At 54.0% G+C, this 11,399-nt stretch carries 7 protein-coding genes and 1 tRNA gene; all 8 read right to left on the reverse strand.

From position 1 onward, the window contains the following. Positions 1-220: 220 nt before the first annotated feature. Positions 221-1,375: a hypothetical protein gene (locus DW645_RS08125; RefSeq protein WP_117654749.1), complete on the reverse strand. Its 1,155-nt coding sequence runs from the start codon at positions 1,373-1,375 to the stop codon at positions 221-223. 369 nt (positions 1,376-1,744) lie between these two features. Then, positions 1,745-1,819 (reverse strand) — tRNA-Val (locus DW645_RS08130). A 313-nt stretch (positions 1,820-2,132) separates the two neighbouring features. Beyond that, entirely contained in the window at positions 2,133-3,227 is a 1,095-nt protein-coding gene (locus DW645_RS08135) for a hypothetical protein (RefSeq protein ID WP_117779038.1), read from the reverse strand. A 318-nt stretch (positions 3,228-3,545) separates the two neighbouring features. After that, positions 3,546-4,754: an AAA family ATPase gene (locus DW645_RS08140; RefSeq protein ID WP_158568707.1), complete on the reverse strand. Its 1,209-nt coding sequence runs from the start codon at positions 4,752-4,754 to the stop codon at positions 3,546-3,548. 11 nt (positions 4,755-4,765) lie between these two features. Next, positions 4,766-5,611, reverse strand: coding sequence for a hypothetical protein (locus tag DW645_RS09960; RefSeq protein WP_055287428.1), 846 nt, complete (start codon positions 5,609-5,611; stop codon positions 4,766-4,768). Between the two features lie 275 nt (positions 5,612-5,886). Continuing rightward, entirely contained in the window at positions 5,887-7,683 is a 1,797-nt protein-coding gene (locus DW645_RS08150) for a P-loop NTPase fold protein (RefSeq protein WP_158565253.1), read from the reverse strand. Positions 7,684-9,233: 1,550 nt separating this feature from the next. Continuing rightward, on the reverse strand, positions 9,234-9,815 hold the full coding sequence (locus DW645_RS08160; protein WP_233540749.1) for a HEPN domain-containing protein: 582 nt from the start codon (positions 9,813-9,815) through the stop codon (positions 9,234-9,236). Between the two features lie 816 nt (positions 9,816-10,631). Continuing rightward, positions 10,632-11,399: sugar nucleotide-binding protein (locus tag DW645_RS08165; RefSeq protein WP_118227216.1), on the reverse strand; the 768-nt coding region annotated here is incomplete at its 5' end.

Raw genomic sequence — 11,399 nt, forward strand, 5'->3', positions numbered from 1 at the left:
TGGTCGCTTCATAAACGGACCGGTTTACTACGACGATTCCCGGATTTCCGACCACACGCCTACATTCGCAAAACGGGCAGGCATTCTACCTGCGGTTTTACGAGCGACGAATTCGGTGTGCTCAGCTACCCCCAATCCAACGTAGTAAACCGGCGTGGTTTTAAAATGGCAATTAATTACTGCAGCATATAAAGTAGTAATAATGCTCACTTGAACATTATTACTTACCAATACCAAGCCAATTGCACAGAACGTTGGCTCGCAATCTGGTCTCAGCGCATCTCATCGCCTCGGTTTTTGGTTTGTAGCGCAACTCCAATCGCTCACACACACTGTGAATGATGGCATCAAGCTGATCGTGATCATTGAGCATGTCATGGGTTACAAGAAATACGTCGTATCCCATGCTTTGTAATGCTGTCATTCGTGCGGCATCGTGGTCCAGCACGGCGCCTGAGCCATGGATAACCTCTCCCTGAAGTTCGATAATCACAGCTTTCATTATTATTGGGTTTACGATGACGATATCGCCGTAACAGATTTTCTGACCTGCGATTTTTCGAGCTGAATTCGACAGCGGTGTTAAGTCGTTGACGTATATGTTTTTAAACTCCGCTCCGCCAGTACGCCTCGGAAGACTTAGCAACATGATTCCAGCAACTTCTAGCGGGGATGCCGCAATACCCATTACCTGCCGTGCGGCTTCGTAGAATTGTTTTCCCCACATCTCGCCCTTAACCTTCGCTGCAAATTTGTGCAGTTCTTCTATTTCAATAAGAGGCTTTCTCATCCAGAGCGATGTGCCTTTTCCGTTTGCTTTATTTCCGGATCCGTCATTCTGCTGCCCACTTTGATCATTCTCGCTGTCCTTCTGGCTCGCCCGAGCATAGACTCGCTTCCATGGGGCCTCGTCTTGGGTTTCATCTAGTTCAAAAAGACTTTCTGTGGTGTACTGCTCTTCTTCTGATTTTGCTTGCTCAAGTGCCATGTCGACCGCGGGCGATGGTTTAAAAACCGAAAACCATCCGCAGAGCTCGTACATGGCCAGAACCAGGTCGCATGAAGAAACGCTTCGAGTCATGGTGAATAGCGTATGAAGAGGGTCTGTGACGCTAAAGCCCATGCCCGTGTCGATCGAGACCTTCTCTGTATAGGCGCTGTTCCATCGGATGGTCCGTCTTGTCTCGGAATGTAGGTTGCTTCGAGTTGATGCTGCTGTGATGACTGGGGTCTTGAGGACGTCGGTTACGAAAGGGGCTTGGGACAGAGCTCGCCAGCCTTCTTCGGAGTTGGGTAGGCGCGGGTAGAGGTCGCGCACCTGCGGTGGGCAGCGCCAATAGCGGAATGCGGTGTTTGCGCAGACGATTTCGTCCATTTGCGCCTCCCCTGGTATCGGCCGTAGACCGTGCGGTTGTGGTCGTGGACGATTATCTACCGGGGCATCATGCGGGTAAGTACCGGAAGCTGACCAAACGCTGACCAAAAGCTTGACGCAATCCGTTGAAAAGCCGCCATAGGCATGAACGCGCTGGTACAAGCTGTGAGCCAGCGGTCTCTGTCTCCACAATTGCACATAGATTACGCAGGGAATTCAATGAATGAACGCAGACGCATTTTGCAAAACGCGCAATGACGACACCTAAGGTGAACTGCGTAACATATAACGCCTTAGGTAACTTCGCTTCAATTTTGGTGTCAAAAAGAAAAAGGTCAGAGGCTTAACACCTCTGACCTGTGCTTTAGATGGTGGGCGATACAAGATTCGAACTTGTGACCCCATCCGTGTGAAGGATATGCTCTACCCCTGAGCCAATCGCCCGTCGCCTTTCGGCAAAAGAGATACTAACATAGCCGCGCGAGGTTTTCCAAGAACTTTTTGCCCCCGATTTTAAATTCGTGCGCGTCAGCCGCGCCATGGCAAACGCCGTAACCACTAAAATCGCAGCTCAACACTGCTTTACAGCTTGAACCACGACGTCTCGGGGTGGCAGTTTCGTCGATCAAGGCGATGCTGTCCAGATCATCGGGTAAAGTACGGGGTGCTTTCGGCACGATAGGGTCGGTTGCGTCTGCTGTACAGTTGTCAAAAGTCATACCTTGTGGATGTCCCTTTCTTCCAAATGGCAGCTATCTCAACAACGACATGCGGCAGCTAGAAGCATTGTACCAAGTAGGAAAAGCGTCACGGAAGCGGCGATCCAGTTGTTGTCGGCGGTCTTGGGGAGTGCCGCACTTGTCGCAGTGGCAGCCTTGGGCTTGGAGGCTTTGGCGACCGTGGTCTTGGTTACTGTCGTTGTTGTCTTGGTTGTCGCGGCCGCTGGTTTCAGCGCCGGATTTGTCGTGGGCCCTGTGGTGGGCTCTCCGGCAGCGGGGTTAGCATCGGCGGAAGGCTCGCCCGCCCCGCATCCAGGCACATCGCTCCCGTCGGTCTCCCCCGCCGGAGGCGTGGCGACATCGGGCTCAACCACCACATGCGGTGCCACTACCCCTGCAGCATCCATCACGCCACTAGCACCAAAAGCCCCGCCAGCAGGCGTCACAAACCGTGCGGACACAAGCGACCCGCCCGTACACGCAACGCCGCCGTCGGCACCGGCCGCATCAAGCCACGAGGCGTCAACGGAAAGCCGACAGCCGGCCGCACCATCGCCAAGGCCCGCATCTTGCAGATACACACCGTAGGCGCGCACGCCCGCTCCGGACCCGGCGCCCGCGGCAACGATGCGCCCGCCGCCGCGCACGGCCATGTCGCCAGCGATCACGCCGGCGACCGCCTCGTCCGTAATATTGGCCCCGTCTGCCCGGGCATCGACGGTGCATCCGTCCACCACGAGCGCCTGCGAAACGTGGATCCCGCACTGCGAGCCCGTCGCCGTCAGGGTCCCGGTGCCGCGAAGCGTCAGGCTGCCCCACACCTCCATGCCGCACAGCGTGATGTCCGCATCGGGCGCATGCGACTCCGTCACGGAGTTCTGCCCGGCAAGCGTCAGCACCAGGTCGCCGTCGGCGCCGATGGCCTCGCCCGCGTAGCCGTTGAGCTCCAGATGGTCGGCATCGGTCCAGGCCCAGCCGGGGCCCGACACGCCCGGCTCGTAGTATGTCGCGCCCGCGATGATGAGGCTCTCCGCGCCCGCAGCATAAGAAGGCCCGCCCAGCAAAACGCATAGGCAGGCCATGGCAACAATCGCAATGTAATGACGGCTGGTGTAGGACTCGGCAGCAAACATACCCGCTCCGATCTTCGCGGGAGCCAATAGAATATGCACCAGAAAATGCCCTGGTGGCAGCACTTATTAGTTTAGCGAGATCGATGCAGGAGCAAGGAGAAATCGCGTGGGCAACTCCCACAATTAGGTGTAAATCGTTTTGCCAGTCGGTGAAAGGAAGAATCGGCTTACAACCTCCGTTTCGATTCTTCAAAAGCGCAGGTAGCATCCTTCAAATTGACAGCATGATACTCCGAAGTGAATCTGAACTTGCGTCAAGACATCTCAAGCAATCTGAATTTCGTAATGTAGATGCGATGCAATAAGAACATATATTCGTTATGTTTGGGTGTTGATGTTGGAGGGCTGCGTCGCGATTGAACTGCTCTTTCGGGCCTTCTCTACGAATTCGCTGATCCAAGATCTTGTTGTGTTCTTGAGGATCCGGATGTTTTCGGTCGCTTCAATGTCGATTTCCATCATTGCCCTGTCGGCGATGTCGTCCGGCAATGTCGGCAAGCCACTGGGAGCAGTCTCCCTGTACTTCTTGGCAAACATGGATACGTATCTTTCGACAAAGAACTTTTTGTCGCTTACGCTTAGCTTGGAGAAGTGGCTCATCAAATTGAAGCGGGAGAGGAGTTCTGCCGGGAAAGTTTCATTGATCTTCCCGAGGGGGCAGTTTGTCGTGAATACGATGATGAACCCGCGGAGATCGTGCTCCATCCCTTGGGAGTCCGTGAACGATCCTGTCTCGAGGAGATCGAGGAAGAAGTTCCAGACGGCGGGTTCAGCTTTCTCGAACTCATCCACCAGGAGAATTCCGGCATCGGACGAGTCGATCTTCTTTCCCAGCTCGCCTTCTTCGCTTCCCATGTATCCTCTCGGGCTGCCAATCAGGGAGTTTAGAGAGTCCTTGCTGCTGTAGTTCCCAAGATTGACTTTAGGGAGGGGCTGGCATGGCGCGATTGCCTCGCAGAGAATCTTGGCGACTTCTGTTTTCCCGACACCCGAAGGGCCAAGAAGGAGCAACGAGAATACCGGCTGCTCGTCGAGCGCGTTGAAGAGCCTGAAGCTGCGCGATCGGGATTCGAAGGAGCGTTTGAATTCGATCTGGCCTATGAGCTCGCTTTCGAGGGTGGTGAGGACCTGTTTGAATTCGAGTTCGTCGAGGGATACGAGTGTTCTCTTTACTCTTTTGTACTTCTGGGCGTCCTTATCGATCTCGATGTCGCATTCTATAATGTCGTCGAACATGGTTCTCAATTGGTATGCTCCTTCGTTCACGGTTTTATCGTCTCCGATGAAGAGGGTGCCAAAGGGTAGCTGGTGGACGAGGAGCTCGAATTTCGATGCCAGCTGAAGATCGCCCGAGAGTAACCCCACAAGTGATGAAACGTCCACGACGAGCTTTTTCTCGGAGAGGAGCTCGGAGATTTGGTCGCTTCCGTGTAGTTCGAGAAGCGACATCAACTTGAAGCCGCCGTCTCCGAGCTGGTCGATCAGGGCTTTATACTGGGATTTGTTGTATGTGACGAGTTTGCGCATGGCGTTGCCTATCAAGCCTCGAAGGACACTGCCTGAATGACAGCAAGGATGTCTATGTAATAGCCCTGTTCTACCCGATTGCCGCCGCCGGTCATGGCGGTGGGTGACGGGTTCTTTCCGCATATAACAATGTCGTTCTGCGGCGTGCGTTTCGGGTCGTCTGGCTGTTGGAAGTAATCGAGGGGGCTCTTCATCTGGGCCGGGGTGATTTTCCCTTTGCATATCCCGACGATGCCGACCTTTCCGATGAGCAGGTCGTCGATTGTGTACCCGCTTTCGAACATTTCTTCTCCATCGAGGGGAATCTTCGCGTACAGCGGCGTTCTTCTTCTTGCGCGGTTTCCTCTGAGCTTGAAGGCTGCGCCGTCTCCTATGAAGGATTGCATCATGTGGCCGATGTCGAGGTCTCCGGCATCGGAGACGGTGATTCCGTCGAAGGTCCCGCTCATGATTGCCATGATGCCTCGAATCTCCTCCTCATTGATGAGCTCCAGCGAGACATCGCCGATGTATGCGAGGTCGCCTTCTGCAAGCGTTGTTCCGCTTTCGGGGGCTTTGCAATGCTCCATTATGTCGGCGAGCATCCGGCTATTTGTGTTCACGTATTCGAGGGTGTCCACGATCTTCTCTTGTTTTTCGTGCCTGACGCTTCCTTCGAGTTTTGCCCTGAGTTTCGTCAGAAAGGGAGGGTTGAGCTCCGCTTCGGCGTTCAATGATGCTCTCTTTGTCGTCCCGTTCTGGTTTTCCTTGGAGCTTGTAGTCTTGAGTTTGTTGTCCAGGAGCATCCTCGTCTCGAACACCTTCTGCTGATTCATGTAGTAGACGGTGAAGAGGCCTGGTATTTTATTTTCTGGCATAGTTCCTCCGCTCCTTTCCTTTAGCGTGGGGCTGTCGTTGTTTCCGCCCCTCGTTATCCGCGTACCATCCGTTTCACACCATACGTATCATTGCCACTCCGAAAAAGCAATCGGACCCACCATGCAGCCGAGACGGACAGAAGACCGTGAGCACGGCGAAGAAGACGTGACTGGCGCATCCTTCAATCTATGCAACAAATGAAATCAAGCCGGCACCGCGCAAGCGCAAAACAAGACCGCTGGCACTGAAGCGCACGGCAAGTGGAGCATCGGTGCTACTTCTGTACGGGATACCCAAATCGGCTCTCAAGCTCCTCCAGATTTCTCAAGAACAAACGCCTTCTCATTGATCCAGTTTTCGTTTCAACGTTCGTTTCTTCCAGTGCAGTCTTTATCTCAAGTATCCATTCAACTAAATCCGCCGATGGCACCCCACCCGGAATCCAAACGTTATGAAGATGCACAAAGAACTTGCGAAGCGCCTCTTGATTCGCCGCATCTTCTCTACAAAATGACTCGACAATGACTCTCGGACTAGCATTAACCAACACTTTGACATCGCGTTCTGCAGCATCGTTGAGAAGTCGAGCAATCTCCCTGCCCGTCAGTCCCTCCGCTCCCTCAGATATCATCAACTGACTCGACATCTTTTTATTCAGCTCTGTCCGAGCATAACGCTCAAGTTCTTCGGCGAGCGCCCGTCTTTTCCGCCTTTCGTCTGCACTAAATACTGGTCCAGAGAGGAGCTCAGAAGCTTTGTCTAGATCGGCATCGATCACTTTCTTGCAATATTTGATAAAGTCATTTTGCGAAAATGGACATTCCCATTTGAGGTCAGATAGCAGGTAATAAACCTCGAGCACGTCGTGCAAACAATCGACTGAATAATGTGCTCTAGTAACTAAATCATAGTAACGCTGCGCGAGGCCATCTACATTATCGTCATCAAGATCGTAAGCACACCGCATACTTTTAGCGATCTCCCTAACTTCGAGGGTATCGCGGTTGCTCGGGTACCGTTTCCAAATGTATGTTTTAAACCCTTGTTCGAGATCTTCAATATCTACATCGCCTGAAGGGTCGAATGCCTTACCTATCACGGAGAAATCAGAGTATTGCTCGTAAAGAGACACTCTGCGATCGTATTCCAGCGCCTCCGGACTGAGCCATTCCTCTGGCTTTCCGTTTTGTGGCATGGAAGGTGCGTTCCCCATGGAGGTCAACAAAGCAAAATGGACTGCGTCCCGTAGAGCGTAAAACCGGTTTTGAAGTGCAATTCCTGTATTTTGAAGCACCTCAAGGCTGCAAATTCTTCTGATTAGCTCATGAGCACGAATCATTGCCCGAGCATTTACGCATCCGCTGGCCTCTACCCCCGCAAGTATGGCGCTATGCATATCAAGGTCTTCCGATGGGCGACAATCTCCCATGAGAATTTCTTTGGCCAATGCAGACGGGCACGGCTTGAAAGGATAGACTTTCCAAATTAGCTTTTCGCGTACGTCCCTATCGAACTCTCGCATCGATTGCACATCACTTCCTTCCCAGGCATTTGAAACCAGCATGACCTTCAATCCAAGTCTTTCGACAAGATCGTTCATCGTTCCGAATAGCGCCAAATCGTCGCTATGTTTAGAACGCCTCTCCACATCATCGAATACAAGAAAGTGCTTCTTTTTGAGCATTAGGCAGGCAACGGATTGTATCCCGACGGCGAGATTCACCGATAATCCCGTTCTTTTAATTAAAGCCCTCGAAATACCGTTGAGGGCGCCCCCTATAGTTTTGGCAGCAGCTTGCGCCTTCATACCTTTATCGCTAAGGTGTACAAGCGCCATCACAATACGTTCGTATAGATCATCAGCAGTGGCAATTCCGAACATGGAAACGCGGACAAGGTTGTATTCGCCCTTTTCGAGATACTCGTTGAGTTTCCCTTCGATGAATCGGGTCTTTCCCGATCCCCAATCTCCCTCAAGTGCAATTGCATATTGATTGTCCTTATCCTTGAGATAGGAATCAATATGATCGATGAGCTGATCAGCAGGCTCTTTTGACCGGCATGTCTCCATTATTTCCTCCTGCATAAACTTATAGCGAAAGATTTCCTTCGCTGCGCTAGATCAAACCGCAACCGAGGTCGCCCCGTTCACAACAATGATGGCATAAGCTCGATCGAATGAGTATTTGAGCGCCCCCCAATATTCGCGGTACGGAAACGTGCAAATACTCACTCGATGCTAGATTTGCGCTAGCGGCCGAGGCCATCGGAGAAGATCCGTTTGTCGCGGGCACGATGACTTCGCGTCGGTGATGCCGCCCCTTGTGATTTCAAGCTAGTTCGCCGTGGCGGCGTTCCTACGGGGGAAGCGTTGCGGCTCCTCTTTTCTGAATCTGGCAAACCACCTGTAAAGGCGCGACTCTCTCAAGTGGTTGAGCTTACTCAGTCTTCCGCGCTCATGTTGGACGAGAGGCACCGCTCGATGCGGTCGGCCCATTTGTTCCTGCGATTGGCGTTTGCTTGCATCACCGCAACCTCTTTGAATTGGCGTTGCAGCATGTTTGCCTTAAGAAAAACAAGCTGTTGAGACGCACCCATTTATACGCTTACGAAACGGCAACCATCGATCATCCCTTATTATTCGGAGTTAGAAGTATCGCCCCACGACGCTAAGCCGGTGACCATCCAGTGACTTTTGACAACAAAATAGACATCGCCAATCTGATTGTCCAAGCATTCATCGGATTCTTTACCTTGGGGACCTTGATTGCCGCATTGCGGCAAAGCAGCCAGAACAAAAGGAACAGGGAGGACGACATCAAGCGGTATCAGCCATCCCGCATATCGGCATGGTACGAAGGGGGTCGAAACCGAACCGATCAGCCCAAGGACAATCGATTCGTCTGGCAGTTAGTCGTGCTTCGAAACGAAAGCGAGTCCCCCGTCTACGACGTAATCGTCACCTGTGTCGGGATTAGCGGAGCCGGCCCCTCTTTCAAAGGAGAGGACAACCGTCCCGCTTTTCCCGACCGCGTCTGCGTCGGCACGCTTCCTCCTGGAGCATGGTACACATGGCTCCCGACGGAAGGGCACGGAATGGGAGTACGCACGGCACCCGAAACGGCTTTCACCGACGCAAACGGAACTTCGTGGGTTCGGCGAGGCAACGGAAGTCTCGAGGAGATCCCTATGGAGCCGACCTCGTTCTACAGGCTGCCCCTCCCCTTGACCTGGTACGGATGCAAGAAGCTGACCGAGTAGCCCCTTGGCATCGTCGCTTTAAGCATTGGGTTTTCCGGACTGAGACGCGAACTTTCCCGGCCGTTCCGGATAACGGGAAAGTCAGAATCATTCGGGTTTGCGGGGCGGGAACGCGAGAGCGACTCCGCCCTTATTTTTCGATACACCCATAAATTGAAGCGAGATCGGCATCATCATCTCGAAGCACTTACTCACAGATCCATATGGTAAAGGTAGCAATTCACTACCTTTTATGCATAAATTACAGGTATCTTAATTAAGCTGTTAAAAAATAATCAACAGCTGTTCTGATTAACCGGCTAATACAACCATGATTCCAACCACTGGTTTTACAAACGATAAAGACCAGCTTCCAACCACTTATTTACCATTCTCGACAAGATAATCGAAGTCAATCAGCTGAAGCTGCTCTACGAACTTCTCCAAATACGAGACAACTTCCTCGTCATTCACGAATAGCGGCCTGTCCTGCGTCAGTCTGCCTGATTTGTCCTGCGGATAGCGGAGACTGATGCCGTTGTCATCGATTTCGGCAATGGCTTTTACAAAAGCACCCATGTTCTTGATGGTTGTATTGTCTTCACGGCACTTTTGCCCCGGAAACCTCGAGAGCAAGGAGTTCCACAGGTTTGTAAGGCTGTGGTCTTTCTTAGGCTTAGCCCCACATCTTTTTATCGCCCTCTTGATTGAAAGCTCAATACAGTGCCTTGTGAGGAACATCACCGGAATCGCGTAGGAATGTTCCAGCATCACATACATGCCCGGCCTGTCGGTCGCTCTCCTCCCGGCGGCCGCAAGCTCCTTGGCGGCATTGAGGAAGGATCTAATGAACTCATCGTCGAACCTGTCGGCTTTAAGCTCGTCTTTCACCAGGGCAGACGAGTCCAACAGCATGAAATTCCTCAAAGTGGGGTCATTGAAGCCATGCATCTGAGGCTTCATGACCTGTTGATCCTTGTATTTAGGGAACACATGGTCATTGAACACGCTATCCATCAGAGAATCCCTCCTGTCTTCGCGTCTATCCTCGCCCCCGACTTCGAGTCGATGAACTCGTCCACAGCCTCGCCATAATAGACCAATAGATAGTACATCTGAGCTGATGCGGTGCCCACAGCGATGCCAGAAACTCAGACGCCCATGAATGGCGGGGAAACGTTACGAGATGGATAACGCTCCAGAGCGCATAAGGTCCGGCTACTTTGCTCGACCGGCGACGAAGCCCCATTACAGTCAGAAACGAGCTATTCGATACCCCGTTGATGCATTTCCCGGTGTCGCATACGATGCAAGCAAGCCCGTCTGGGCCGCCGATCGGGCGCCCGCGTACGGCCGTCTTTCCCTGCCCCGAAGAGGTCCCGGGGGGTATTGCCGACGCAGGCGTCGCCGTTTCAGACGACTGATAGGAAACTGCCGGACCTCAGGGAAGATGGCCACGGCCAGGTAATGTGGGTGTCGCGGGAAACGGCTTCCGATCGACCGACGATTGGAGGATACCATGGCCAACAACGCAGCGCCCGCGAGGAGGGCCGTCCTCTAGCTCGATGTCGGGAAGTCCTTCCACTGGGCCTGCATGCTCACTCGGGACGGGCAGGTCGCCGTCAACCGCCCCGTCGCGAACTCCTAGCATGAGCTCGACAGGCTGTTCTCGCTTGGTGACCACCACCGCACTTACCGGCACAGAGCTATACGCCAGGCACAAGAAAAGCCGCCGTTAAAGAACGGCGGCTTTGATTCTCGCATATTTATTAAGAGCGACTAGAGCGTCTTGAGGTACTCCCCCAGCTCTTCCTCCCAGTCGGGCATGTCGAAGCCTGCGGACTCCAGCTTGGACAGGTCGAGCGCGGAGTGGACCGGGCGCGGTGCGATGGGGCCGGCGGCGCTGGCGTAGTAGTCGGCCGTGGAGACCGGGACCACCTTGCCGCCGTTGCCGTTGGCGGCCTCGAAGACCTCACGCGCGATTTCGGCCCAGGAGGCGACGCGGCCGCTGCCGGTGCAGCCGTAGGTGCCGTAGGGGGCCTTGTTCTCCAGCACGTGGAAGATGGCCGCGGCCATGTCGCGCGTGAAGGTCAGGCGTCCCAGCTGGTCGTCAACGACGGTGATCTGGGTGAGCTTATCCCCCGGGTCGGCGACGCGGTCGGACAGCGCCTTCATGGTCTTGACGAAGTTGTGCCCCTCGCCGATGACCCAGCTCGAGCGCATGATGTAGTGGCGCGGGCAGCCGGCCACGGCGATGTCGCCTGCCGCCTTGGTCTGGCCGTAGACGGACAGTGGGCTGAGGGGCTCGTCCTCGTCATGGACCTCGGCGGTGCCGTCAAAGACGTAGTCGGAGGAGACGTGCACGAGCGTGATGCCGTGCTCGGCGCAGGTGCGGGCGAGGAGCGCCGGGCCGGTCGCGTTGGCCTTCCAGGCGATGACACGGCCCTCGGGGGTCTCCGCTTTATCCACGGCCGTGTAGGCACCGCAGTTGATCACGGTGCCGTAGAGCGACCAGTCGTACTGTACGTAGGCGTCCGGGTCGGACAT

The organism is Collinsella sp. AM23-17 (genome assembly GCF_003470945.1).
GTDB lineage: Bacteria > Actinomycetota > Coriobacteriia > Coriobacteriales > Coriobacteriaceae > Collinsella > Collinsella aerofaciens_O.